This is a genomic window from Haloarchaeobius lipolyticus (assembly GCF_051208015.1).
Taxonomy (GTDB): domain Archaea; phylum Halobacteriota; class Halobacteria; order Halobacteriales; family Natrialbaceae; genus Haloarchaeobius.
Map to the genome: position 1 here is coordinate 408,219 of NZ_JBPKGF010000004.1, position 24,169 is coordinate 432,387.

At 65.2% G+C, this 24,169-nt stretch carries 26 protein-coding genes; 5 read left to right on the plus strand and 21 right to left on the minus strand.

The annotated features are described in order from the left end of the window. Positions 1-10 precede the first annotated feature (10 nt). On the minus strand, positions 11-475 hold the full coding sequence (locus ACSC1Y_RS14425) for a phosphopantetheine adenylyltransferase (RefSeq protein ID WP_435335617.1): 465 nt from the start codon (positions 473-475) through the stop codon (positions 11-13). A 72-nt stretch (positions 476-547) separates the two neighbouring features. Between ACSC1Y_RS14425 and ACSC1Y_RS14430 the strand changes: the two genes are divergently transcribed. Both ACSC1Y_RS14430 and ACSC1Y_RS14435 read left to right on the plus strand, forming a co-directional pair. Then, positions 548-1,294, plus strand: a complete 747-nt coding sequence (locus ACSC1Y_RS14430) for an NRDE family protein (protein ID WP_435335618.1) — start codon at positions 548-550, stop codon at positions 1,292-1,294. A 57-nt stretch (positions 1,295-1,351) separates the two neighbouring features. Then, on the plus strand, positions 1,352-1,702 hold the full coding sequence (locus tag ACSC1Y_RS14435) for a helix-turn-helix transcriptional regulator (RefSeq protein WP_435335619.1): 351 nt from the start codon (positions 1,352-1,354) through the stop codon (positions 1,700-1,702). Between the two features lie 24 nt (positions 1,703-1,726). Here ACSC1Y_RS14435 and ACSC1Y_RS14440 read toward each other — a convergent pair whose 3' ends face one another. From ACSC1Y_RS14440 to gatC, 3 genes are all read right to left on the minus strand, one after another. Further along, positions 1,727-2,140: a DUF8048 family protein gene (locus ACSC1Y_RS14440; RefSeq protein ID WP_435335620.1), complete on the minus strand. Its 414-nt coding sequence runs from the start codon at positions 2,138-2,140 to the stop codon at positions 1,727-1,729. Between the two features lie 347 nt (positions 2,141-2,487). Beyond that, positions 2,488-3,756 carry an Asp-tRNA(Asn)/Glu-tRNA(Gln) amidotransferase subunit GatA gene (gene gatA, locus ACSC1Y_RS14445; protein WP_435335621.1) on the minus strand — a complete coding sequence of 423 codons (1,269 nt, stop codon included), beginning with the start codon at positions 3,754-3,756 and terminating at the stop codon, positions 2,488-2,490. Beyond that, entirely contained in the window at positions 3,753-4,031 is a 279-nt protein-coding gene (gene gatC / locus ACSC1Y_RS14450; RefSeq protein WP_435335622.1) for an Asp-tRNA(Asn)/Glu-tRNA(Gln) amidotransferase subunit GatC, read from the minus strand. Before gatC ends, gatA begins: the two co-directional genes overlap by 4 nt. Before the next feature lie 236 nt (positions 4,032-4,267). On the opposite strand from gatC, the gene ACSC1Y_RS14455 reads away from it, so the two are divergent. Then, positions 4,268-5,239, plus strand: a complete 972-nt coding sequence (locus tag ACSC1Y_RS14455) for a transcription initiation factor IIB (protein WP_435335623.1) — start codon at positions 4,268-4,270, stop codon at positions 5,237-5,239. A 4-nt stretch (positions 5,240-5,243) separates the two neighbouring features. Here ACSC1Y_RS14455 and ACSC1Y_RS14460 read toward each other — a convergent pair whose 3' ends face one another. The 10 genes from ACSC1Y_RS14460 to ACSC1Y_RS14505 form a co-directional block, all read right to left on the minus strand. Then, positions 5,244-5,693 (minus strand): DUF7979 domain-containing protein, encoded by a 450-nt coding sequence (locus ACSC1Y_RS14460; RefSeq protein WP_435335624.1) that lies wholly within the window; start codon positions 5,691-5,693, stop codon positions 5,244-5,246. Between the two features lie 1,599 nt (positions 5,694-7,292). Further along, positions 7,293-8,384: an asparagine synthase C-terminal domain-containing protein gene (locus tag ACSC1Y_RS14465; RefSeq protein WP_435335625.1), complete on the minus strand. Its 1,092-nt coding sequence runs from the start codon at positions 8,382-8,384 to the stop codon at positions 7,293-7,295. Then, positions 8,381-9,067 (minus strand): PHP domain-containing protein, encoded by a 687-nt coding sequence (locus ACSC1Y_RS14470; RefSeq protein ID WP_435335626.1) that lies wholly within the window; start codon positions 9,065-9,067, stop codon positions 8,381-8,383. The genes ACSC1Y_RS14465 and ACSC1Y_RS14470 overlap by 4 nt, the downstream gene beginning before the upstream one ends. Positions 9,068-9,227: 160 nt before the next feature. After that, the gene (locus ACSC1Y_RS14475) at positions 9,228-9,800 is read right to left on the minus strand and encodes a DoxX family protein (RefSeq protein WP_435335627.1); all 573 of its coding nucleotides are present in this window, start codon (positions 9,798-9,800) and stop codon (positions 9,228-9,230) included. Between the two features lie 217 nt (positions 9,801-10,017). Further along, positions 10,018-11,319 carry a 5'-deoxyadenosine deaminase gene (locus ACSC1Y_RS14480; protein WP_435335628.1) on the minus strand — a complete coding sequence of 434 codons (1,302 nt, stop codon included), beginning with the start codon at positions 11,317-11,319 and terminating at the stop codon, positions 10,018-10,020. A 42-nt stretch (positions 11,320-11,361) separates the two neighbouring features. Next, positions 11,362-13,206, minus strand: coding sequence for an FAD-binding protein (locus ACSC1Y_RS14485; RefSeq protein ID WP_435335629.1), 1,845 nt, complete (start codon positions 13,204-13,206; stop codon positions 11,362-11,364). A gap of 6 nt (positions 13,207-13,212) precedes the next feature. Continuing rightward, a complete protein-coding gene (locus tag ACSC1Y_RS14490; RefSeq protein WP_435335630.1) occupies positions 13,213-14,100 on the minus strand; it encodes a succinate dehydrogenase/fumarate reductase iron-sulfur subunit in 888 nt (295 codons plus the stop codon). A gap of 1 nt (position 14,101) precedes the next feature. Beyond that, a complete protein-coding gene (locus tag ACSC1Y_RS14495; RefSeq protein ID WP_435335631.1) occupies positions 14,102-14,470 on the minus strand; it encodes a succinate dehydrogenase hydrophobic membrane anchor subunit in 369 nt (122 codons plus the stop codon). A gap of 1 nt (position 14,471) precedes the next feature. Further along, the gene (gene sdhC, locus ACSC1Y_RS14500; RefSeq protein ID WP_435335632.1) at positions 14,472-14,903 is read right to left on the minus strand and encodes a succinate dehydrogenase, cytochrome b556 subunit; all 432 of its coding nucleotides are present in this window, start codon (positions 14,901-14,903) and stop codon (positions 14,472-14,474) included. A 70-nt stretch (positions 14,904-14,973) separates the two neighbouring features. Then, on the minus strand, positions 14,974-16,029 hold the full coding sequence (locus ACSC1Y_RS14505; RefSeq protein WP_435335633.1) for a succinylglutamate desuccinylase/aspartoacylase family protein: 1,056 nt from the start codon (positions 16,027-16,029) through the stop codon (positions 14,974-14,976). Positions 16,030-16,142: 113 nt separating this feature from the next. Here ACSC1Y_RS14505 and ACSC1Y_RS14510 point away from each other — a divergent pair, with 113 nt between their 5' ends. Beyond that, entirely contained in the window at positions 16,143-16,898 is a 756-nt protein-coding gene (locus tag ACSC1Y_RS14510; protein WP_435335634.1) for a GNAT family N-acetyltransferase, read from the plus strand. Positions 16,899-16,966: 68 nt separating this feature from the next. Beyond that, the gene (locus ACSC1Y_RS14515; protein WP_435335635.1) at positions 16,967-18,322 is read left to right on the plus strand and encodes an ATP-grasp domain-containing protein; all 1,356 of its coding nucleotides are present in this window, start codon (positions 16,967-16,969) and stop codon (positions 18,320-18,322) included. Positions 18,323-18,339: 17 nt separating this feature from the next. On the opposite strand, the gene ACSC1Y_RS14520 is transcribed toward ACSC1Y_RS14515, so the two are convergent. From ACSC1Y_RS14520 to ACSC1Y_RS14550, 7 genes are all read right to left on the minus strand, one after another. Then, the gene (locus tag ACSC1Y_RS14520; protein WP_435335636.1) at positions 18,340-18,945 is read right to left on the minus strand and encodes a DUF7344 domain-containing protein; all 606 of its coding nucleotides are present in this window, start codon (positions 18,943-18,945) and stop codon (positions 18,340-18,342) included. Positions 18,946-19,099: 154 nt separating this feature from the next. Next, positions 19,100-19,495, minus strand: a complete 396-nt coding sequence (locus tag ACSC1Y_RS14525; protein WP_435335637.1) for an AzlD domain-containing protein — start codon at positions 19,493-19,495, stop codon at positions 19,100-19,102. Next, a complete protein-coding gene (locus ACSC1Y_RS14530; protein ID WP_435335638.1) occupies positions 19,492-20,232 on the minus strand; it encodes an AzlC family ABC transporter permease in 741 nt (246 codons plus the stop codon). Before ACSC1Y_RS14530 ends, ACSC1Y_RS14525 begins: the two co-directional genes overlap by 4 nt. A 195-nt stretch (positions 20,233-20,427) precedes the next feature. After that, entirely contained in the window at positions 20,428-21,000 is a 573-nt protein-coding gene (locus ACSC1Y_RS14535) for a DNA-3-methyladenine glycosylase family protein (protein WP_435335639.1), read from the minus strand. A 25-nt stretch (positions 21,001-21,025) separates the two neighbouring features. After that, positions 21,026-21,298 (minus strand): DUF7513 family protein, encoded by a 273-nt coding sequence (locus tag ACSC1Y_RS14540; protein ID WP_435335640.1) that lies wholly within the window; start codon positions 21,296-21,298, stop codon positions 21,026-21,028. Beyond that, positions 21,295-22,833: a Na+/H+ antiporter NhaC family protein gene (locus ACSC1Y_RS14545; protein ID WP_435335641.1), complete on the minus strand. Its 1,539-nt coding sequence runs from the start codon at positions 22,831-22,833 to the stop codon at positions 21,295-21,297. Before ACSC1Y_RS14545 ends, ACSC1Y_RS14540 begins: the two co-directional genes overlap by 4 nt. Positions 22,834-22,921: 88 nt before the next feature. Beyond that, the gene (locus ACSC1Y_RS14550; protein WP_435335642.1) at positions 22,922-24,073 is read right to left on the minus strand and encodes an acyl-CoA dehydrogenase family protein; all 1,152 of its coding nucleotides are present in this window, start codon (positions 24,071-24,073) and stop codon (positions 22,922-22,924) included. Positions 24,074-24,169 lie beyond the last annotated feature (96 nt).

Consider the following 24,169-nt stretch of genomic DNA (forward strand, 5'->3'; position numbering starts at 1 on the left):
GCGACCGGGGTCAGTGCTGAACAACGTCTCCGTGTTCGTCGACCTCACCGGCGACGACCCTGGTCGACGAGAGCCGTTCTCCACGGTCGTCGAGGACGAACGGGACGACTATCGAGACCAGCTCCGGAAGCTCTGCTGCCCGGCGGGCTTCGTTTATCTCGTCGACGACGGGGTACGTCTCCGGAGAGACGACGATGGCGTCGAGGTCGTTCTCGGTCGCCGCGAACGCTCCTTCCGAGGCTATCTTCCGTATCTCGAGCGGTCTCCCCCACAGGTCGAGGTCGTTCAGCTCCCGTTTCAGCGACCGCTCTCGGGACGGGAACGGCAGGACCATCCTGTCTCTCGACTCCTTGGCGAAGGCGTCGCTCGTCAATCCGACGAGGACGCCTCCAGCGCCGAGCTCGAGGGCCGTCTCGAACAGTTCGCGGTGGCCGTCGTGTATCGGACTGAACGTCCCCGCAACGGCGACTCGCATACCGACCCATAGGTGGTGTACGAAGATACCGCTACCGGGCGTTTTTCAGTCTCTCAGCCCGTACGACGGCTCGTGTGTACTCTCACCATCGCGTGGCGAGTGTTCGACGAACCGGTCGTCGTCGCCGCCAACCGCGACGAGCTGCTCGACCGACCAGCTGATCCGCCGGCGGTCGTCGGGACCGACCCCGTCGTCGTGGCACCCACGGACAGGGAGGCCGGCGGCACCTGGGTCGGCTACAACGAGCACGGGTTGTTCGTCGGCGTGACGAACCGCTGGGTCGACGCCGACCTGGCGGGCGAGCGGTCTCGCGGACTGCTCGTCCGCGAGGCACTCGACCAGCCGAGCGCCCGGGCAGCAGCGGAGTTCGTCGAGGCCGCAGTCGATTCCCACGAGTACCAGGGGTTCAACCTCGTCGTCGCCGACGACACCGATGCCATCCTCTTCGAGTGGGACGGCGAGCTCAGCCGCACCGCGTTCGACCCCGGCATCCACGTCGTCGTCAACGTCGGCGCGGACGACCGGTTCGAGATTCCGACTCACCGGGCCGCCGTTGCCCGCGAGCAGGCCGACAACGCCCGGGCGGTCCGGTCGGAACTCGAGCCCCGCGAGGGTGAGACCGCGACAGAGTGGCGGGACCGGGCCGCGGGCGTCCTCGGCGACCACGAGTTCGGCGTCTGCGTCCACGACCCCGACGGTCGGTACGGGACGCGCTCGTCGACGCTCCTCGTCCTGGGTGACACCGTCGACTACCGGTGGGCGGACGGCCCCCCGTGCGAGACGCGTCACGAACCTGTCGACCTCGAAGGGCAGGTTTAAGCGAGTTCGGACGGCAATTCGTAGTGTGATACCCATGCCTGCTACGCCGACTCCGGGGTGGTCGCAGTGAGCGTCTCCGAAGAGGAACTCACCGAGGAGGAACTCGCTGGCCTGGAACTCGTCCGCGAGACCGGTGGCATCCACCAGAGCGACTTCTGGAAGAAGCTCGACGTGTCGTCGCGAAAGGGGTCGCGCATCGTCGAGTCGCTCGTCGAGAAGGAGCTGGTCAACCGCGAGGAGACCATCTACAACGGGCACAACACCTACTTCATCGAGCCCGTCGCCGCCGACCTCGACTTCGCGCTGCTCATGGCCGGCGACATGCTCTCGCCGTTCATCGGTGAGGAGGAGGCCGACCCGCAGAGCGACGCCTTCACGCAGTGGATAATGAACCTCGCCTACCAGTAGGCGAACCGCAGAATCTCGTTTCTCTTACGCCGTCGGGTGCCGCCGTTCGATGAGCACGAACGGGTCCCGTTCCCGGTTGTAGTATCCGACGTCGCCGTCGATGGCCTCGATGATGCGCCGGTGTACCTCTCGGGCCGCCCGCCCCTCGTCGGGCGACATGTTGTGGTTCTCGCGGAGCTGCCGCCAGAACGAACCGTCGAGCCACAGGAGCGTCTCGTCGTTCGACTGGTAGACGATGTCGCCCTCCTCCTCCAGCGTCTCGGGTCCGAGTCCTCGACCCGAGAGCTGTGCCCGGGCGAGAACCGCGACGAGCTGTCTGTGCGACACGGGAGCGTGCAGTGCGACCTCCTCCAGCAGGTCGCCGTAGTACTCCTCGACGATGTCACAGGCTCGGGAGAACTCGTCGAACTCGACGTCCGTGTCTTTCGAGATTCGCATTGTTGATCACGCTGCCCCGGCATCCAGCCACGGGGCAGTTCTTGCAGGAGAATACATGAGGAGTGACATAAGGATTGTGGGTCCTCAGGTGGTGTTACCGGTTGTGGAACCCAGTTACACGGCCGGAGTGTCAATAAAAAATTAATGGTGAAGGAGACATCGAAGCTCGAATGCTCGTCCCCACCTTTTTCCAGTCCGCCCTCTTTCCAGTCCCCCCTTCTTCCCGTCGGGTGGACACAGTCGACCGCTCCTCGAAAAAGCTCGGCCAAAAAGCTCGGCCAAAAAGCTCGGCCAAAAAGCCGGCGGCAAGCTGCCGGAGAACCGCACTCGCAGTGCTCGTGCGGACGTTAGTCCTCCAGCGCGCTCGCCGCTCGAATGATCGTTTCCTCGTCGAACCGCTTCCCGACGAGCTGTAGGCCGACCGGAAGGCCGTCGGTCTCGCCAGCCGGGACCGAGATGGCGGGCAGGTTCGCGAGGTTCACGGGAACCGTGTTCGCGTCGGCGAGGTACATCTTCAGCGGGTCCGAGAGGCTCTCGCCCAGCTCCATCGGCGGGACCGGCATCGTCGGGGAGGCGAGCACGTCCGCCTCCTCGAACGCCGCGTCGAAGTCCTGCTGGACCCACGCGCGAGCGTCCTGTGCCTTCTTGTAGTACTTGTCGTGATAGCCGGCGGAGAGGGCGTACGTTCCGAGGAGGATGCGTCGCTTTACCTCCGGACCGAAGCCCTCCTCGCGGGCCTTGCCGAAGACCTCGTTCCAGTTGCCGTCGTAGCCGCCGGAGTGGCCGTACCGGACGCCGTCGAACCGGGCGAGGTTCGAGGACGCTTCCGACATCGCGATGACGTAGTACGCCTGAACGGCGTACTCGACGGATTCCAGCGAGACGTCGACGGTCTCAGCACCCTGTGCTTCGAGCTCCTCGAGTGCGGCCTCGAACTGGGCCTTGACGCCCTCGTCGGCGCCTTCGACGAGTTCGGAGGGGACGCCGATGGTGAGTCCCTCGACGTCGCCGTCGGCCGCCGCCGCGTAGTTCGAGTCGGCACCCTCGTCGCGGGTCGTCCCGTCGCGCTCGTCCGGACCGGCGATGACGTCCAGTAGCTCGGCGGCAGACTCGACGTCGGGTGCCAGCGGGCCGATCTGCTCCAGCGAGTTCGCGTAGGCGACGAGGCCGTAGCGCGAGACCAGCCCGTAGGTCGGCTTGATGCCGACGACGCCACAGAAGGCGGCCGGACAGCGGATGGAGCCACCCGTGTCGGAGCCGAGTGCGAGGTCGGCCTCGCCCGCGGCGACAGCGGCGGCGGAACCACCTGAGGAGCCGCCGGGGACGTGGCCCTCGGCGACGGGATTCTCTGTCGGGCCGAACGCGGACGTCTCCGTCGTCGTCCCCATCCCGAACTCGTCCATGTTGGCCTTGCCGACGATGGTCGCACCGGCGTCCTTCAGCCGCTCGACCACGGTCGCATCGTATGGCGGGACGTAGTCGTCCAGCATGGCGGAGCCGCAGGTCGTGCGGACGCCCTCCGTGGAGATGTTGTCCTTGACGGCGATGCGCTTCCCGGCCAGCGGCCCGTCGTCGTCACCCTCGAGTTCCGTCTCGGTGATGAAGATGCCGCTCATGAGACGTTCGGCCCCTTGAAGAAGCCGTCTTCTGTCTCCTCGGCGTTTCGGAGTGCGTCTTCTCGGCTGAGACACTCGCGCGTCTCGTCGGGACGCATGACGTTCACGAGGTCGGCCTCACGCTCGACTTCGGGCACCTCGTCCAGTGCATCGAAGTAGTCGAGGATATCCGCGAACTGCGTGGCGAACTCGTCGACCTCGTCGTCGTCGAGGTCGACCCGTGCCAGGTCCGCGACGTGACGGACGTCCTCTGCGGTGGCGGACGTGTCGCTCATGGTCGGAAGGACTCGACTGGTCCGAGTAAGGGTTTCGATACTGTTGGCCCGGAGCCTGCCCCCGCTCGTGTCGGTTGGGAACCACGAAATTCCCCAATCGATAACGAACGTTTTCGAATCTGCAGATATTTTACCGGCAGTCCAAGCATTCTACCCCTGGAATTTAAGTCGGCGGCATCACAACAGATAGATACGAGCGCCCGTTTTCGAACCCATCCCCCGAGGGCCCCCATACTATGACCGATACGAGAATCCGACGTCAACAGACCAGCGAGACGCGAACGAGTCGCACAGACACAGAGGAAACAGAGGAGACGAAGCTTCACTGCCCGGAGTGTGGCGGCGACCTCATCAACGACGACGAGCACGGCGAGACCGTCTGCGCCGAGTGTGGGCTCGTCGTCGAGGAGGACTCCGTCGACCGCGGTCCGGAGTGGCGCGCGTTCGACGCTGCCGAGAAGGACGAGAAGTCCCGCGTCGGTGCGCCGACGACGAAGATGATGCACGACGAGGGACTGTCGACCAACATCGGCTGGCAGAACAAGGACGCCTACGGCCGTCAACTCAGCTCGAATCAGCGCCAGAAGATGCAGCGCCTCCGCACCTGGAACGAGCGCTTCCGCACCCGCGACTCCAAGGAGCGCAACCTCAAGCAGGCGCTCGGCGAGATCGACCGCATGGCGAGCGCGCTCGGCCTTCCGAAGAACGTCCGCGAGACGGCGTCTGTCATCTACCGCCGCGCCCTCAGCGAGGACCTGCTCCCCGGCCGTTCCATCGAGGGCGTCTCGACGGCGTCGCTCTACGCGGCAGCGCGCCAGGCGGGCACCCCGCGTAGCCTCGACGAGGTCACCAACGTCTCTCGCGTCGAGCGCGACGAGATCGCCCGAACCTACCGGTACGTCGTCCGGGAGCTGAACCTCGAGATACAGCCCGCGGACCCGGTCAGCTACGTACCCCGCTTCGCCAGCGAACTGGAGATATCCGACGAGGCCGAGCGCCGCGCCCGTCAGCTGCTCGAGACGGCCAAGCGAGAGGGCCTGCACTCCGGCAAGTCGCCGGTTGGGCTCGCCGCGGCAGCCGTCTACGCGGCGTCGCTGCTGACCAACGAGAAGGTCACCCAGAACGAGGTCTCTGAGGTCGCCAATATCTCCGAGGTCACCATCCGCAACCGGTATCACGAACTGCTGGAAGCCGAGCAGCCAGCCTGACGCGTCAGCGAACGTCGTCCTCGGTCGGGAAGTAGTCTTTTCCGAAGTCCGCGAGTCCGACCAGCGCCAGCACTGTCATCCCGATGACCGCGACCCAGAAGCCGACGAGCAGGAACAGGTCGTCCCGGCCGCCGCCGCACTTCTCGACGTCGTCAGTGGTCACCCAGTAGTACTGCCCTTCGAACTGAACCGTCGAGTTGTCGATATCCGTCCCGTACTGTCCCGGTTCGACGAACCCCGGTCGGTCCTCCTCGATGGCGGTCTGCAACGCCAGCTGAACCGGCTCCGAGAGGTTTCCTGCTTCCGTCACGGTCCCGTTCGGCTCCGAGAGTTCCGTCACCGAGATCGCGACGGCCTGGTCGCACTCGTCGGGCTGGACGAAGCTCGCCCCGACGAGACCCACACCGAGGAGGAGAATCACGGCACCGACGAGGTAGCGGTTTCGCGTTCGCACAGTTCGAGTCGAGGACTACGCGACAATAGGCGTTCCGTCACGCAGAGACGACCAGCCGCGTGGCGAGGCGAGGAGAACGGGAAAAACGGGGCCGTCAGCGTGGGCGATTTCACCGGTACAGGCCACCGTTCGGCGATGGGTCGGGCCGCGGACCGGGGAACCGCGGACCAGGGTCCGGGTTCGGTCGCGGGCGGGGGAACCGGTCACGGTCCGGACGCGGGAACCGCGGGCGGAGCCACTCGATTCGACCGCCGACGTGCCGGTGCGGACGGCAGCCGTCCGCGTGGCTGTGGCCGAGGACTCTCCCGCCACGGCCGCGGTGCAGATGGGTCCGCGGCTGCCGGACGCAACGTCCCCACTCCCAGGTGCGCCGGGTGCCGACGGAGGGCCGGTGCTGGTGACGCTGCCAGCCACCGCTGTGACAGTGCTGTATCCAGCGGCCACGGCGGTTACGGTGCCAGTGACAGGTCGGCCGACGCCCACGCTGGTAGCCGGTGAGCCAGCCGTTGGATGGTCGTGGCTCAGGGTACGGGTACGGACGTGGTCGTGGCTCGGGGTACGGGTACGGACGTGGTCGTGGCTCGGGATACGGGTACGGCCGTGGTCGTGGTTCAGGATACGGGTACGGGCGTGGATAGGGGTCCGAGTCTCCGTTCGAATCCGAGTCTCCGTTCTGCGGCTGTACTCCCGTCGACGGTGTCAGCGCGGCAGCCGTCCCGGTTCCGACCGCCAGAGCCGACGCTCCGATTCCGACCGTTCGGAGAAGCGTACGGCGAGTCAGTCGATGGTATCGGTGCATGTTCACTCCCCGCTAGACGTAGACCACGGCGGCGGAAATCGCCGCGCTATACGGTGGTTACGGAGCAACCACGGAGTTGTTCAACGAAACGTGATTTCGTGCTGGTACGCCCGTTTCCCTGCGCTCACCTATCGGACCGTCAGCGGGTTTGTGAACGACCGTACCGGTCCCCTCCCCGCGGTCGCCGCACGGGTGGGACCCCCCGCCTCTGTCCCGGACGGTCCCGGACGGGCACGATACGACCCCACTGATGGTCGTGGGGCCGGCAGCCGCGCCGGTGGATGTGGTAGATGAGCCGCCGCCGACGGCCCGGTCCACCGTGGACGTGGTAATCCGGGCGTTGGCGACAGCCGACCCACTGGAGCGAGTTCGGGTCCTCACCGGAGCGCTGGACAGGGTGACGGTACTGCCCACCACGGTGGCAGTGACGGACCCAGCGGCGGGTTCGGAGGTTCCAGTGCCAGTGGCAGGTCCCCCGGTCGCGCCGGTACCGGACCAGTCCGCGGTGCGTACTCGTCGGGCGCGGGAACGGTCTCGGTCGAGGCCACGTCTGGTCGTGTCCCTGCTGTCGCGACGACGCGGCCACACCATCGCTTCCGACGGCGACGGCGCCCAGGCCGACGCCCACCGTCCGGAGCAGAAGCCGTCGGCTCAGTCGCTGTTCTGCGTTCATGGATTCTCTCCCCGAGAGACCTACATCATCCAGACGAATAACGCCGCGCTGAAGTGGGGTAACCGGGGAACCACCGGGTTGCCCGGCGGAACGTGATTTCGTTCCGTCGGGGAACGTGCGTCGGGGGTCACGTGTCCGGGTCGATGCGGGATTCGACGTAACTGGAGACGTGGTCGGTCATCCGCCGCTTGAACCCCGCCTGCCGGGCGAGGCGGTCGAGTTCGCGAGAGACCAGACTGCCGTACTGGACCGCCTTCTTCTCGCGGAACGTGACGCGGTCGGGAAGCCACTCGCGGGCGGCGAGCCGAAGCGCGACCTTCCGTTCGCCCCTGGCGTCGACCAGTAGCTCCTCCGGCAACTGGAGGGCCGCCGACACCACCGCGTCGTGCAACAGCGGGGCGACGGGTTCTACGCCGGCCGCCCGGATCGCGAGTACGTCCCGTTCCAGCTGGTCGGGCAGGGTTCCGACCATCTCGCGGGCAGCACCGCGAATCGTCTCCGCGCCGACGCGCGGGTCGTCGGGTGCCTTCGCCACCTTCGCGTAGCCGCCGAACAGCTCGTCGGCGCCCTGCCCGACCGCGAGTCGGTCGAAGCCGTCCGCCGCGATTCGTCCGGCGACAACGAACAGCGGCAGGGCGATGGCGACGTCCATCGCGTTCGTCCGTCCGATAGCCCGGGCCACTCGCGGAACCGCTCGCTCGAGTCGGTCCGCCGTGAGCTCGACGACGGTCAGTTCGACGTCCATCGCCCGCGCCGCTGTCCGTGCCGCGTCGACGTCGTGGCTATCGGGGAAACCGACCACGTAACAGGGTGAATCGAGGAGGGCGGCGACGAGCGCCGAGTCGACCCCGCCCGAGAACGCGACCGCGGTTTCACCCTCCGTCTGGAGGGAACCGACGCTGGCCTCGATGCCGCGTCTGACCGTCTCGACCGCGCGTCGCCGGTCCGTCTCGGGGGCCGGGTCCGGGAGCGACCACGATCGATGAGAATCGTCGTCGACGGAGTGGATGCCCGGGTCGACCCGCCGGGGGTCGTCGAGTTCGCCCGGTCGCGTGTCCCACTCGTCCGACTTCCCGTCTCTGAACAGCGGCACGCGGCCGAGCACGTCGCGAACGAGAGCGCCGTCGAGCTCACCCGCGAACCCGGCAGTTCCCGGTAGAGACTCACCGTTCTCGATGGCACGTCTGACGAGAGCCGGGTCGGCCCCGTAGAGCGTCACAGAAGGATGTCGTGCAGCCGGTTCTTCACGCGTCGTTTCGCCCCCGTCGCTGCCTGCTGAAAGCTGATTCGCCACGGGGTCCGCTTGCCCTCGACGGTCGTCCGACCGTCTTCGATGGCACTGAGAATCGCGTCTGCCGACTGCTCGTTCGTTCCGACTCGCGTCACCGCCTGCCCGACCATCTCGCTGATGTGGGCGTCGCTTCCCGCGGTCATCGGGAGCTGGTGTTCGCGCGCGAACCGTTCCGCCTGCCGGTTCGACCGGCCGGTCAGCAGCCGGGAGTTGTACACTTCGATGGCGTCGGCGGTGGCTAGCTGCTCCTGGCTGATGTTCTCGATGACCCCGCTCCGGGATTCCTGGAAGGGGTGCGGGACGACCGCGATGCCCTCACGCTCGCGGACGTAATCGAGGGTGTCGTCGAACGGCATCCCGGCCGGGACCTTCTCCTCGACACCGAGCGCGAGGACGTGACCTGCGGCGGTCGTAACCTCCATCCCCGGGATACCCACGAGGCCGTAGTCGGGCGCCTTCTCGACGGCGGCGAGACTCGCGTCGATCTCGTCGTGGTCGGTGACTGCCACCGCGTCGAGGCCGACTGCTGCGGCTTGTTCGAGGATGAGCTCGACGGGGTCGTAGCCGTCGTACGAGAGTTCCGAGTGACAATGCAACTCGACCGATAGCACGGGTAGCCCTAGCGGAGGGTAGGTCAAAAGCGACTCGGTATCTGTGCTGGTCGTCGTTGTTACGTGCTGACGGTGCAGTCGCCGGTCCAGTCACTTCGTCTCGAGCGGCGACAGGTGAACGTGCGACAGAAAGAAGATACTCGGGGGCAGGCCCCCCGGCTCAGCCGAGGATGTAGTCGAGTTTCGGGTACCGCTCGATGAGTGCCTGTCCGCCGACCTGGTAGTTCTCGATTATCGCGTCGAGGCCGAGGATCCGGCCCGCACCGAACGCGGCGAGCGCCAGGAACACCAGCATGTACGCGAAGTCGCCGTTGATGACGCCGTGTTCGACGCTCCAGTTCCCGAAGTAGAACATCGCCATCAGGAACGCGCCGAAGAACGCCGCGAGGCGGACCAGCGCGCCGACGAGGAGGCCGAGACCGATGAACAGCTCACCCCACGGCACGGCGACGTTCGCGAACGAGACAAGCCACGAGGTCTCGCCCATCCAGACGAACATCTCCGCCAGCGGGTTCCCGTTCGCACCTGCCGCAAAGAGCAGGTATCCCTTCGCGTTGAACGGCTCGGCCGCGACGATCTTGTCCCAGCCCGCGTGCAAGAACGCGTAGCCCATCATGAGGCGCAGCGAAAGCACGAACCACGCACTCAGGCTGTGTGCCCTCCCCGTGACGGTTATCCCGCCCAGCTTGCTCTCGAAGGTGTTGCTTCCGACTGAAATCTCGTTCGTTGCCATTGTAATCGTCTCCTCCGACTCAATAGATGTCGGCTCGAATTATATAAACAAGATATAATTCTCAATAACGTAGAATCAGTACCGGCCGTCGAGTTCGAGCCCACTCAACCGACACAGACTCCCGAGACCCGTCTTTTCCGGACCCCAAACCGACTATATGGAAGATAGAGCACTCCCCTCGTGACGGGCGGTCGGTGCCAGACCAGTTCACTATCCGTCAGTTGAATCGGGCAGCGATCTCTCGTGCCCGCGACCGGACCGCCGCCGCGTCGGTTCCTCGGTGCTCGCCGTCCTCGTACAGCACGTGGCCATCCACCATGGTGAACACCACGTCGTCGCCGTGGGCGGCGAACACGAGGTGGGAGAACACGTCGTGGACGGGAGTCGCTCGCGTCACGTCGGTCGTCAGGCCGACGACGTCCGCCTTCCAGCCCTCTCGAAGCTCGCCGACCAGCTCGAAGCCGGCCGCCTTCGCACCGTTCCGCGTCGCCATCTCGAAGATGTGCTGGGCGGGCATCGCCGTCGAGTCGAGGTGTTCGACTTTCTGGAGCAGGCTGGCCTGGCGCATCTCGGTGAACGCGTCGAGGGTGTTGTTGCACGGCGGCCCGTCGTTGCCGAGGGCCACGTTGACGCCGCGGTCGAGGTAGTCGAGGACCGGCGCGACGCCGCTCGCGAGCTTCATGTTCGATGACGGGCAGTGGGTGACGTGCGTGCCCGTCTCGGCCAGCAGCTCGCGCTCGGTCTCATCCGTCCAGACGCAATGTGCGAGGACCACGTCCTCGCCCGTGAGACCGACCTCGTGGAGCCAGTGGATGTTGCGTTTGCCCGTCTCCGCCTCGACCGTCTCTATCTCGCCGCGGTTCTCGCTCGCGTGTGTGTGGATTCGGACACCGTCGTAGCTATCCGCGAGTTCGCGCGCGCCACGGAGGCACTCCTCGGAGCAAGTGACCGCGAACCGTGGGGTCACGGCGTACCGGATGCGGTCGTCGAACGAGCCGTGGTACTCCTGGACGAGTCGCTCGCTCTCTGCGAGGGCCTCGTCGGTGTCCTCCTGCAGCCCTTCGGGGGAGTCTTTGTCCATCATGACCTTCCCGAGCAGACCGCGGATACCGACCTCGCCTGCGGCATCGAACGCCCGGTCCGCGTGCGCGACCGAAAGGTGGTCGACGACCGTCGTCGTCCCGCTCTCGATGCACTCGAGATAGCCGAGCGTCGCCGCGACCTCCATCTCCTCGGCCGTCAACGACGCCTCCATCGGGAGGACGTGGTCGAACAGCCAGTCGAGCAGCTCGGTGTCGTCCGCGATACCGCGACCGAGACTCTGGACCGAGTGAACGTGCGCCCCGACGAGTCCGGGGGCGATGACGTCGTACTCGCGTCGTTCGTCCTCGGTGTGCCCGTGCTCGGCGACGATGGCGTCACGCTCGCCGACCGCCTCGATCCGGTCGTCCGCGACGACCAGTGCGCCGTCGTCGATGACGGTCTCCGAATCGACGACGACCGTCCCTGTGAGTAACATCCAGTCGGAAACAGGTCGGTCGAGAAGGAATACGCCTTCGGTTCAGTACGAGCGAACCTTCGGCTCGTACTTCTTGCTCTCGCCTTCGAGGATGGTCGGCCGGTAGAAGACCGTCGGCTCACCCTCGTGCCAGCCGATGAGCGTGTGCTTCAGCCACTCGTCGTCCTTGCGCTCCTGGTGCTCTGCGCGCCAGTGGGCGCCGCGGAACTCGGTGCGGACGAGTGCGCCGAGCGTGATGGTCTCCGCGATGTCGATGAGGTTGCGCGTCTCGATGGTGTGCTGGAGGTCGGTGTTGAACGTCCGGGAGGGGTCTTCCACGTAGACGTCCTGGTAGGCCTCGCGAATCTCGCGGATGTCCTTGAGCGCCTGCTTCAGGCCCTCCTCCTCGCGGAAGACGTTGACGTTCTCGGTCATCGTCTTCTGGAGCTTCGCACGGATCTGGGAGTGCTGGATGCCGTCTTCCTTCTCCATCAGCTGTTCGACGCGCTCGCGCTCGCGTTCGACCGCGGCCGAAAGGACGCTGTCGCCGTCGGTGGCGACGGCCCCGCCGTCGGTCGCCGCGGCGTGGGTCTGCGGACCCTCCATGTCGACCTCGCCGGGCAAGTACGGCAGTTCGGTCTCGTCGTACTCGATGTCGCCGCGCTCGCCCGTCTCGATCTGGGGTTCGCCCAGGTCGGCACCGGCTGCGTGGCGGCCGGCTCGGGCGCCGAAGACGATGAGCTCCGGCAGGGCGTTCCCGCCGAGGCGGTTCGCACCGTGGACCGAGACGCAGGCACACTCGCCCGCTGCGTAGAGGCCCGAGATGCAGGTCTCGCCGTGCTCGTTCGTCTCGATGCCGCCCATCTCGTAGTGCTGGCCGGGCTTGACCGGCATCGGCTCGACGAGGCCGTCGACGCCCTCGAAGTCCTCCGCGAGGTGGAGGATGTTCTCGAGTCGGTCGATGATGCGCTCTTCGCCGAGGTGGCGCATGTCGAGCATCACGTACTCGTCCTCGAAGCCGCGACCCTCGTTGACCTCCGTCAGCTCGGAGCGAGAGACCACGTCACGCGAGGCGAGCTCGCCGTCGTTGTTCGCGTAGCCGTACTCGAACATGAACCGCTCGCCGTTCGCGTTGTAGAGGATACCACCCTCTCCGCGGACACCCTCGGAGATGAGGACACCCGTGCTTGGCAGCGTCGTGGGGTGGAACTGGACGAACTCCATGTCCTCCAGCGGGACGCCCGCGCGGTAGGCCATCGCGTAGCCATCGCCCGTACAGGCGACCGCGTTGGTCGTGTGGTCGAACGCCTGTCCCGGGCCACCGGTCGTCAGGATGACGCCCTTGTTTGCCTTGAAGCCCTCGACGTTGCCGGTCTGGACGTCGATGGCGACGATGCCGTGGCAGGAGCGGTCCTCGGGTTTCTCCTCGTCGGTGACGGCGAGGTTCGTGACGAACCACTCGTCATAGACCTGGATACCCCGTTTCACGACCTGCTCGTACATCGTGTGCAGCAGGTGGTGTCCCGTCTCCGCGCCCGCGTAGGTCGTTCGCGGGAACGACAGGCCACCGAACGGACGCTGGGAGACGCGACCGTCCTCCTCGCGAGAGAACGGCATGCCCCAGTGTTCGATCTGGAAGACCTCGTCAGGGGCGTCCTGCGCCAGCGTCTCGATGGCGGGCGCGTCGCCGAGGTAGTCCGAGCCCTTCATCGTGTCGTAGGCGTGGTCCTCCCAGCTGTCGGCGTCACGCAGGGCCGCGTTGATGCCCCCCTCCGCCGCACCCGTGTGCGAGCGGACCGGGTGGAGCTTGGTCACGATCGCTACGTCTGCTCCCTCCTCGTGTGCGGCGATGGCCGCGCGGAGACCCGCGCCGCCGCCACCGACTACCAGTACGTCGTGTTCGTACATCGTTGATTACCAGAATTTCAGGTTCTGCTTGACCGCCTCGCGCTTGAGCTCCTGAATGTGCTCGGTGAGCGGGATGTCCTTCGGACACACCTCGGTGCAGGAGAACTGGGTCTGACAGCGCCAGACGCCGTGTTCCTGCTCGAGGATGCGCAGACGGTGTTCTTTCAGCTCCTCCTCGTCCTCGCGCTCGTCCATGTAGAACCGGTAGGCCTTGTTGATGGCCGCCGGGCCGAGGTACTCGTTGTCACCTGCGGCGATGTTGCACGAAGACATGCACGCGCCACACCAGATGCACCGGGTAGACATCTTGATCTTCTCGCGGTTCTCGCGGGTCTGGCGCTGCTCCTCCTTCGGGAGGTTCTCCGACTGGAAGTACGGCTCGACCGCGTGCATCTGGTCGTAGAAGTGCTCCATGTCGACGACGAGGTCCTTCTCGACGTCTTGGTGCGGAAGCGGCTCGATGCGGACCGGCTCGGACAGCTCGCTGAGCTGGGTCTTACAGCACAGGCGCTGCCGCCCGTTGACGAACATCGCGTCGGAGCCACAGACCGCCTGCCGACAGGAGTGACGGAAGGTGAGCGAGGAGTCGTAGTGGTCTCGCGCGTACATGAGCGCGTCGAGGACGGTCATCCCCTTCTTGTACGGAACGTAGAAGTCGTCGAATCGTGGCTCCTGTTTGTCCTCGACCTCGGGGTCGTACCGGAAGACCTTGAGGTGGTAGGTCTCCTCGGCGGCCTTCAGGTCGTCTTCGGCCTGTTTCTGGGCGTCGCGGAACGCTTTCTTGCGTGCCTTCTCGGCCATGCGCTTGTCCTGGGGCGACTGCCCCTGCGACTCGGCCGGCTGTTCGGCGTCGGTCTCCGTCTCGGTCTCTGCGTCTGGAACTTTCGTACTCATGTTAGAGGAATCCGTTCATGACGAGTGCGACTCTGGTGCCCTGTGCGACCAGCAGGAAGCCGGCGAGTGCCAGCACGCCTTTCATCGCGGTCTTCTGGCCACCGCTGATGCCCTGGTTGACGAGGGCGTTGTAGATGCCGTTGACCCCGTGGAACGTCGCGGTCACGAGGAACAGCCACATGGTGGCGAAGTAGCCGACGTCCTGCATCCGGGCCTGCGTGCCCATGAAGGTGATCTCGAAGGCGTGGTGGTAGAAGTGGAGCAGGAAGAAGTGGAACGCGAGCACCACGACCAGAAACGCCGCAGTGATGCGCTGGAACAGCCAGCCCCAGCCGCCACGCTCGAACGAGGTAGGTGCGCCAGTACTCATTTCAGGCACCTCCGAGTCCGGCGAGGAAGGTCGGGACGCTCGCGACGACGATGACGCCCGTCAGCACGAGCGAGGCGTAGAAGGTCTTGTCCTGCGAGTCGAGGCCGATACCCAGGTCGACCAGGAGAAGACGGATGCCGTTCAGGATGTGGAAGACGGCGACTGCGAGAAGGCCGACCTCCAGCAGGCGGACGATGAAGATGCCTTCCAGCGTTCCCAGCGTCTGGGAGTACACGTCGGTTCCCTGGCTGATGGCGCTCTGTGACGCCGTCGACGCCTCGATGGCAGTGCTCAGCACGGCGATGTGGGTGAACAGGTATCCGATGAGAACCCATCCGGTGAACTTGTGGAATATCCACGCCCACATCCCGGCCGAGAACTCCTTCCAGCGACTGAAGTCCTCGATGAGGCCGCGATTGTAAGACTGGCTCATACTCTCAGTTCGGAGGGTTGGAGCGTATCTTAAAGAAAGTTCCTACCTGCCCCTGCCGTGGCCGCTTCTCTCAGGCCATCTTCGGGTGCGTGTCCGGCGGTGCAGACTGCTCGCGCTCAACGGCACGGAGCGTGCTCTGGTCGAGTTCGACCATGTGACAGAGCGGATTACCGGGATAGACGACGGGATTCTCCAGCACCCCGACCATGACGCCGGTGAACGGGGCGAAGATGGGTTCGTTGTCCGTCTTGAACGGACTCGTGATGGTGCAGATTCGGTCGCCCTCGTGGACGAGCGCACCGGACTCGAAGTGCATGTCGACGATGCCGCCCGCGTCGGCCCGGAGCCAGGTCTTCTCGCCGTGTCCCTCGATGATGGTCCGCCAGCCCGGCCAGCGGACCGCCTCGGCTTTGAGCATCCCGTACTCCGCGAGGACGCTCCGCACGCCGTCGAGTGCACGGTCGATGAGGTCGCGCTGGAACCGGTGTGCCTCGCCCATCTCGATGGTGATGGTCGGGATGCCGATGTCGGACGCCTCTCGTCGAAGCGTCCCCTCCGGTCCGTCGCTCCCGATGATGACGTTCGTCGCGAAGGCCCTCGCGAGTCGTGCCACGTCTGGGTCGTCCATGTCGGCGCGAACGTGGAGCATGTTCGTCCGGCCCCGGGTCGACGTGTGCAGGTCGATGCCGAGATCGCACGGTTCGATGAAGTTCGTGAAGATGCGGTGTGCCATCCGCTTCGCACTCGTCGAGTCCTCACGGCCGGGGAACGAGCGGTTCAGGTCGCGGTCGTAGATGGGGAGATACCGCTGCTGGGCGAGGAAGCCCGGAACGTTGAGCACGGGGAGACAGACGAGACAGCCGTGCAGGTCCTCGAGTTCCCACTCGTGAGCGACCTCCCTGACGACCTCGATGCCGTTGAGTTCGTCGCCGTGGGCCGCCGCAGACAGGAACAGCGTCGGACCCGGCTTCTCCCCGTTGATGATGGTGACGGGTATCCTGACCGGGTCACCGAGATACGTCTCGCTGATACCGTAGCGGATGTTCGCCGACTCGCCGGGCGCCACCTTCCCACCGATATAGGTGAACGCCTCGTTCGCGTCGGCCGAATCCTCCTCACTGGTCATACTGGCCCTCAGTGCCCATGCTATAAAGGAGTGTGCGTCTGCAAGCCTGTCTCCTCGCCGGACGACGATACCTCGGCCGGGACGTTATAAGCGATGACTCCGTACCCACGAACATGGAGATTCGCCCAGCTACCGACGCTGACTTCGACGCTATCCGTGACATCGCGAACCGGTCGCTCCACGAGACGTACGAGTCGTTCCTCGATGCAGAGAGCATCGACGAAGCGGTCGGTACCTGGTACGCGTCGGATGCGCTTCAGGACCAGCTCGACGCCGAGGACACGCTCTTGCTCGTCGCCGAAGACGACGACGGCATCGTCGGCTTCTCACAGAGCCAGATATTCGGTGAGACGCCTGCGGAGGGTCGTATCGTCTGGCTCCACGTCGACCCCGACGCCCGCGACCGCGGAATCGGCGCGCGCTTGCTCGTCAGGACACAGGAGGAACTGCTCGATGCGGGTGCGGGGCAGCTCTCCGGTGTCGTCCTCGAGGGGAACGAACTCGGGAACGACTTCTACGAGGCCAATGGGTACGAACACGCCAGCGAACGAACCGTCGAGATATCCGGGACGGAGCTGACGGAGAACGTCTTCATCAGGGCCGAGAGCGACGACGAGACCGACTGGGAGACGCTCGACGAGTACGACACGGAAGACGGACCCGTCTACGTCAGCTACAGCGAGTCGAACCGGGGTTCGAACGGTCCCTTCTACCAGGCCTACACGGACGACGACCGGGACCAGAAGTACGGCTGGTTCTGTGGGGCCTGTCAATCGTTCGAAACGGCGATGAGCAGCATGGGCGAAGTCGTCTGTAACGAGTGCGAGAACCGCAGGAAGCCGACGCGGTGGGACGCCTCGTACCTGTAGCGTGTAACCCGCTACCAGTCGAAAGCGTGACTGGCAACGTTTTTGGACCACCCGCGAGTTGATTCGGTATGGTTGATTCTGAGAGTGTTCGAGTAGGGGTACTCAGCCTTCACAACAGCAAGGAGTCGAAGGCGATCTGTAACGCGGTCGAGGACCTTGGTCACGAGCCGGAGTGGATGCGAGAGGAGAACACGACTATCCGTATCAAAGAAGACGGTGTCACTCTCGAACCCGACGTGGACGTCATCGCGAACCGGATGCTGCTATCGAACACGGAACAGCCGTGTGAAGAACTCGGTCTTGCGAACTCTCTCAACAGTCTGCGGCCGATGCTCAACGAACCGAGTACGACACTTCGAGCCACACACAAGATAGCGACGGCCGCTGCGCTCGCGGACAACGGCATCCGCGTCCCCGAAGCGCTGCTCGCCCTCAACGGCGACCGACTCAACGCGGCACGAAGCGAGTTCGGCGAGGAGGCCGTCTACAAGACGGCTATCGGCACCCACGGCGGCGGCACCTGGAAGGTCGGCCCGGACGAGCGCGTCAACGCGAAGGTCGGCAACCGGTACGCGTTTCTCCAGAAGCTCATCGACCGCGACGGCGAGCGACACCGCGACCTGCGCGTCTACGTCGTCGGCGACAAGATAGTCGGCGCGATGTACCGGTACGCGCCGGACAGCGACTGGCGGACGAACGTGGCACTGGGCGGCGACGTCGAGGACGCGACGGGCGAACTGCCGGACGAGGTGCGCGAGATAGCGAAGAAGTCGGCCGACGTGGTCGGTCTCGACTACGCCGGCGTCGACATCGTCGAAGGCGACGAGGGCTGGTACGTCCTCGAGGTCAACCCGACCGCCGGGTTCAAGGGGCTGTACAAGGCGACCGGTCGCTCGCCCGCACCGTACATCGCCCAGCTGGCCATCGAGCGGGCAGGCGGCAAGGTCGACACGGAACGGGTCCGCGAGCTGTCGGCGACGCTCGACGACTCGTGGCCGTCCTGTGCCCCCCGCGAGACCCAGCAGAAGCCGGACAAGCCGGTCGTCGTCGGCTACACCGAGGAGGTCGTCGTCTCCGGGACCTCCGACTCGAAGACGGTCCTCGCGAAGTCGGACACGGGTGCGACCCGGACCAGCATCGACACGGGTCTCGCCGCGGACATCGGTGCCGGCCCCATCAAGTCCGTCATGCGCGTGAAATCGGGCAGCCTGAAACAGGGTAAGTCCCGCCCGGTCGTCGACCTCGTGGTCGGCGTCGGCGGCAACCAGCATACGGTCACGGCCAGCGTCGAGGACCGGAGTCACATGGACTATCCCGTCCTGCTCGGCCGTGATATCCTGAAGAACTACCAGGTAGACGTCTCGAAGCGCGTCGACCGCGACGACGGAGACGAGCGAGAGGAAGAAGAAGAGGTAATGGAGTAGCGGAGGCGGAGTCGTCGTTATTCGGACTCTTCGTTCGACTCGCCGCCCGATCTGAATCGCCCCTCGTCGAGTATCTGGTCGTCGCCCCGCTTCCAGTAGTGGACCGCACCCGTCGTGACGAACAGGAGCGGAAACACCACCGCCCAGATGAGTCCGTCGAGGTCTGCGAACGGACTGACTCCGAGCGCGACCAGACCCGCGACCGAGAGACAGACCACGCCGAGTCCGAGGTAGTACTTGCTCCAGGAGACCGGTTGTTCCTCGGCTGTATCGAAGAGTCCATCGAGGTCGTCACACGCGTCGGTCAGTTCGATGGCCCCCGTCGACGAGTCGTACTCGACGAGTCCAGCATCCTCCAGCTTCGGAAGGTGTGTCTGGTGCAACGCGATGTAGACTCGCTTTCGTTCTTCGGACGAGACCATCTCGGGAGATTGCTGTGTCTCCCACGCGGCGAGCTGACGAGAGAGCTCCCGCTTCGTCGTTCCGCCGTCGCGACGCTGGAGCAGATAGTAGAGAGCTTGCCTGCGTCGCTGATTCGAGAGTACCTCGAACAGTTCTTCGTTCGTCGGTCCCAGTGCTTTCGACTGATCCGGTGGCGGCCGTATCGTCTGTTTCGTTGCCATGAATTCCTGTTTGACTGTCTTTCTCCCCCACTTCGGGGCGGGTACGAGCGCATATGTCGAAACATGGCCAAAACGTTTAAAATAAGGCCTTGGTTCGTCATGCGTTTCGGTATCATGACATTCACTTCCGGCGATAATTACGAGCGGCCGGCTTTCAGACCAGTGTCTGGACGACCCACAGGGTCACCATGCCGACCGAGATGGTCGCGAGCACGTCTTCCGTTCGCCACGCGACGGCCGCTGCCACGGCGGCGGCGACGACCTTCGCTGGTTCGTAGACGAGTTCGAACGAGCCGACGGTCCTCGCGAGTGCGGACGCGAGTTCCGCGGGCTCGGAGGCGAGTTCGACCGACCCGCTCGTCACGACAAGTGCGGGGACCACAAGTGCGGCCAGAACCGCCGCCGGAACGAACCGAAGGACGGTCTCGACGACGTCCGGAACGTCGTCGACCCGTCCGAGCAGGAAGATGAACGAGAGCCGGATGAGGAACGTCCCGATGCCGGCGGCCACGATTATCGTCCAGACGGTTCCGTCGGCGTAGCTGGTCACGGCTCCGCACCTCCGTCGCCCACGGAGTCGTCTCGGGTGGATTCGGCCGTCCGGTCGTCCAGCCGGTGAACCGCGAACCCGGCACCGATTCCCAGTACCGAGGCGACCACCAGTCCGAGGTCGAACGGGAGCAGCGTCGCCGGAATCGCGACGGCCCCCGCCACGAGGGCGGCGGTCCACGTCGACCGGTCCTTCAACGCCGGGAACAGAAGCGCCATGAACGTCAGCGGAACGGCGAACTCCAGCGAGAGTCCGGCCGGGAGGCTGGCCCCGAGGACGACGCCGCCGATGGTCGCCGCCTGCCAGACGACCCAGAGGGTGACCGCGGCACCCAGATAGTACCACTTCCGGCTTCGCTCCTCGCGAGCGGTCTCCCTGAACTCGGTGAGCGAGAGGGCGTAGGCCTGGTCGGTCAGGAGATACGCACAGAGCCACTTCCAGCCCCGAGAGAACGGGCGGAAGTACGGGGAGATGGAGGCGCTGTACATCATCATCCGGAGATTGACGACCACCACGGTCAGGACGACGACGGCGGCTGGCGCGTCGCGACCGAGCAGGTCGATGGCGGCGAGCTGCGACGCACCCGCGAAGATGATGGTCGACATGCCGACGGCGTGGAGCGGGTCGAGTCCGGCCTCGAGCGCACTCACGCCTGCGATGAGCCCGAACGGGATGACTCCGAGGAGAATCGGTGCGGCCTCCCGGGCGCCTGCGACGAAGTCGGTTCGGCCGCTCATGGCGGGCCCTCCCTGCGGCCGCTCATGGCGCGCCCTCGTGCTGGTCGATGACCGGCGTCGGCTCGTCGACGGATGGCATCTGTCGGAAGACTCGACGTGGAACAGGATAGGTGGTGTGATTCCTGTCGGTGTGTTCCGACCCCGAGCGCTCCTGCTCCGCCGGTCGGGGATTTCGCCGGAACAGGCAGCGTCGGTTCAGTCGACCGCCCGCCAGAGGTACCGGCTCGCGTAGCTCCGGTACGGCCGCCACCGCTCGGCGATGTCGACCATCTCGGCCCGGCTGCAGTCGCCGAACAGCTGCTCCGTCCCGCGGCGGATGCCGAGGTCCTCGACGGGGAACACGTCCTCGCGGCCGAGGCAGAACATGAGGAACATCTTCGCCGTCCAGTCACCGATGCCGGTTATCTGGGTCAGCTCGTCGACGACCGCGTCGTCGTCGAGCTCGTGGAGCCGCTCGACCGAGAGTCCGTCCTCGAACCGTTCCGCGACGTTCCGGACGTAGCGTATCTTCTGGCCGGACAGGCCTACCTCCCGGAGTTCGTCTTCGTCTGCACCGAGTAAGCCGACTGGCGTCACCTCGAACCGGTCGAACAGCCGCTCCCGGATGGCGGCCGCGGACTCGGTCGAGAGCTGCTGGTTGACGATGGAGACGACCAGCCGCTCGAAGGGGTCGGGGTGGGGTTCGACCGACAGCTCGCCGTGCTCCGCGACGAGCGGTCCGAGGTGGGGGTCGTCGCGCAACCGTTCGTATGGGTCGTTCGCGGACACGCCGAAGAAGAGGGGGTCGCCGGGGTTAAATTCCGCGCCCGGGGATGACCTCGAGCAGGGTCGCCTCGCCGAGGTTATTGCCTTCGTCGAACGATTCGACGCGCAGTTCGACCCGTTCGTCGACCAGCGATGCGGCGTTGTCGACGCCCGTGACCCGCAGGTGCGAGTCGCCGATGCGGACGATCGCATCCCCGTCGTCGACGCCCGTGACGAACGCGGTTATCGTCTCACCCTTCTGGAACTCGGGGGTGGCCGAGCGGAGTCCGAAGCCGGCGAAGACCGACGAGAACAGACTCATACGCGCTCCACCTCCGCGGACTGACGGTCGTGGACGTACTCACGGCCGTAGCCGGTGAGGGCCGCGAAGACGAACACCCCCACCAGGAACCAGCCGTGGAAGACGTACGGCCAGACGGTGACGGGGTTGACGAGCATCTCTTGGGTGAACCACGGCTCGGACTTCACCAGTCCGGTCATCGCGCCGTAGCCCGCGAGCAGACCACCACCCCACGGGAAGATGTACCCGAGGGCGGAGGTGTTCGCGTCGAGGACGTTCGCCCGCCGGTAGCCGTTCAGGTTGAACCGGCCACCGATCTTCGCGATGTACGGAGCGATGGCGATCTCGGCTGCGGTGTTGATGGTGATCATCCCGTTGATGAGCGCCGTGCCGAGGACCATCGTTACCTCTGCGCGACGGACGGTGGTCGCGACCTTCTCGAGCAGGAAGTCCTGGATGGCCGCGAAGCCACCGCCGCGGATCATGACCTCGGCCGCAGCGACGATGAGTAGCGTCAGGACGATGAGCGGGAAGAACCCAACGGCACCGCCGTAAATCGCCCCATCGACCGCGACGGACTCACCCTGACCGGCGACCTGGACGAACGGCAGCCAGGTCAGTTCGGAGGCGAGGCTCGTCTCGGCGGGTGCCCGGAAGACGATGAGGTCGGAGACGGTCGACAGTCCCAGGAGCAGGTTGGCCGAGATGGCCGTGATGAGACCCCAGGAGACCGCCTCGATGATGTGGCGGCCCTTGATTGCCGTCACGATGACCACACCCATGGAGACGAGGTGGACGAGCCCGATCGGGTTCGCCTCACTCGCGAGGCTCGTCCCGGACCCGGAGACATCGATACCGGACATCGACATTCCCGCGACGATGTAGGCGACGAACGCCAGCGCGGCGGCGACGAGTGCGTACTTCAGCCGCGATGAGACGACGCCACCGATGTCGGCGTCCTGGGTCACGGCACTCACGATGGTCGTGTCGGAGACCGGCGCGAGGTTGTCACCGAAGACGGCACCAGAGAGAATCGCGGCGAACAGAAGAGTCGGGTTCGCGCCGAGCAGGACGCCGGCAGGGAACACGACGGTCGTGAACGTGATCGCCGTCCCGTAACCGGTCCCGATACCGGTCGCGAGGAGTGCGGCGAGAATGAATGTGACCGCTGGGAACAGCGCGCCAGACACCTCGAGGATGTCGGCGGCCCAGACGAGACCATTTACGAACTGTCCTGCCTGCAGGACGTTCGCGAACATCCCGGCCCAGAGCCAGGCGACGACCGCTGTTGCGGCAACACGTTTCGTCATGCCATCGAAGATGGCGTCTGCATAATCTTTCCATGGGCCCTTCACCAGGAACATCCCGGCGACGAGACCCAACAACATGCCGACGACCAGCCCGCTGGTGTCGCCGACCCCGAGGACGCCGCTCTGGAAGATGGCCCAGGCGACGAACACGGCGAGTGGAACGGTACTCGCGATGCGGCCCCCTCTGAACGTCAGAGAAGGACTATCAGGCTCCGCATCGTCATCGAACGATTCGATCTCTGCCATCGGCGAGTCCGATGTATTCCGCCCGTATAAATCACACGAGATTCTGTAGAAAACGGCGTTTGCGGAGGCTGATACCTTTGTTTGTCTGTCAGAAGCCCTTGCCGAGCAGCTCGCGGGCGATGATGTTCTTCTGGATCTCCGTCGTACCCTCGTAGATCTGGGTGATCTTCGAGTCGCGGTAGAACCGCTCGACGGGGAAGTCGTTGACGTAGCCCGCACCACCGTGAATCTGGACCGCCTCGTCTGCGACGTCGACGGCGACCTGCGAGGCGAACTCCTTCGCCATCGAGGCGAGCTTCGTGATGTCGTTGTCCTGGTCGACGTTCCAGGCGGCCTTGTAGGTCAGGTTCCGTGCAGCCTCGGTCTTCGTGTGCATCTCGGCGAGTTTGTGCTGGATGGCCTGGAAGTCCGAGATGGGACGGTCGAACTGCTCGCGCTCCTGTGCGTACTTCAGTGCGGCTTCGGAGGCACCCTTCGCGATACCGACGCCCTGTGCGGCGACGGCGGTCCGGGTCTGGTCGAAGAAGTGCATCTGCTGGAGGAAGCCCATGCCGCGGGTCCCGACGAGGTTCTCCTCGGGCACGCGAACGTCGTCGAGGATGAGTTCGGCGGTGTCGGACGCGCGGATGCCGAGCTTGCCCGTGATCTTATCGCTCTTGAATCCGTCGCGGTCGGACTCGACGATTATCTGGCTGAAGCCGTTGTAGCGGCCCTCTGCCTCGGGGTCCGTCTTGCAGAGCATCACGAAGAAGTCGCCGACGGTCCCGTTCGTGATCCACATCTTGTTGCCGTTGATGACCCACTCGTCGCCGTCCTTCTCGGCGGTGGTGGAGACGCTGGAGACGTCGGAGCCGGTGTCGGGCTCGGAGATGGCCGCGCCGGAGATCTTCTCACCGAGTGCGACGGGTTCGAGGTACTCCTCCTTCTGTTCCTCGGAACCGAACTCCATGATGGCCTCGCAGCCGAACGAGGACGCGACGATGGACAGGGCGATGCCCGGGTCGGCGGCGAACAGCTCCTCGACGATGATGGTCGTGTCGAGGATGGAGTAGCCCGCGCCACCGTAGTCCATCGGGATGTACGGACCGGTCAGCCCCATCTCGGCTGCCTGCTTGACGATGTCGTGGGGGAACTTCTCCTCGACGTCGTACTCTTCCGCGTTCGGAATGATCTCGTTCTCTGCGAAGCGACGGACCTCGTCGCGAATCTGTTTCTGCTCGTCTGAGAGTGCGAAGTCCATGAACAACTAATAACTAATTGTGGGTTAAAAATCTATGTAACCCGTGATAAACTCAACAAGAGTTCTGTATTCTGCCAGGGGAAACCTTGAAACAGT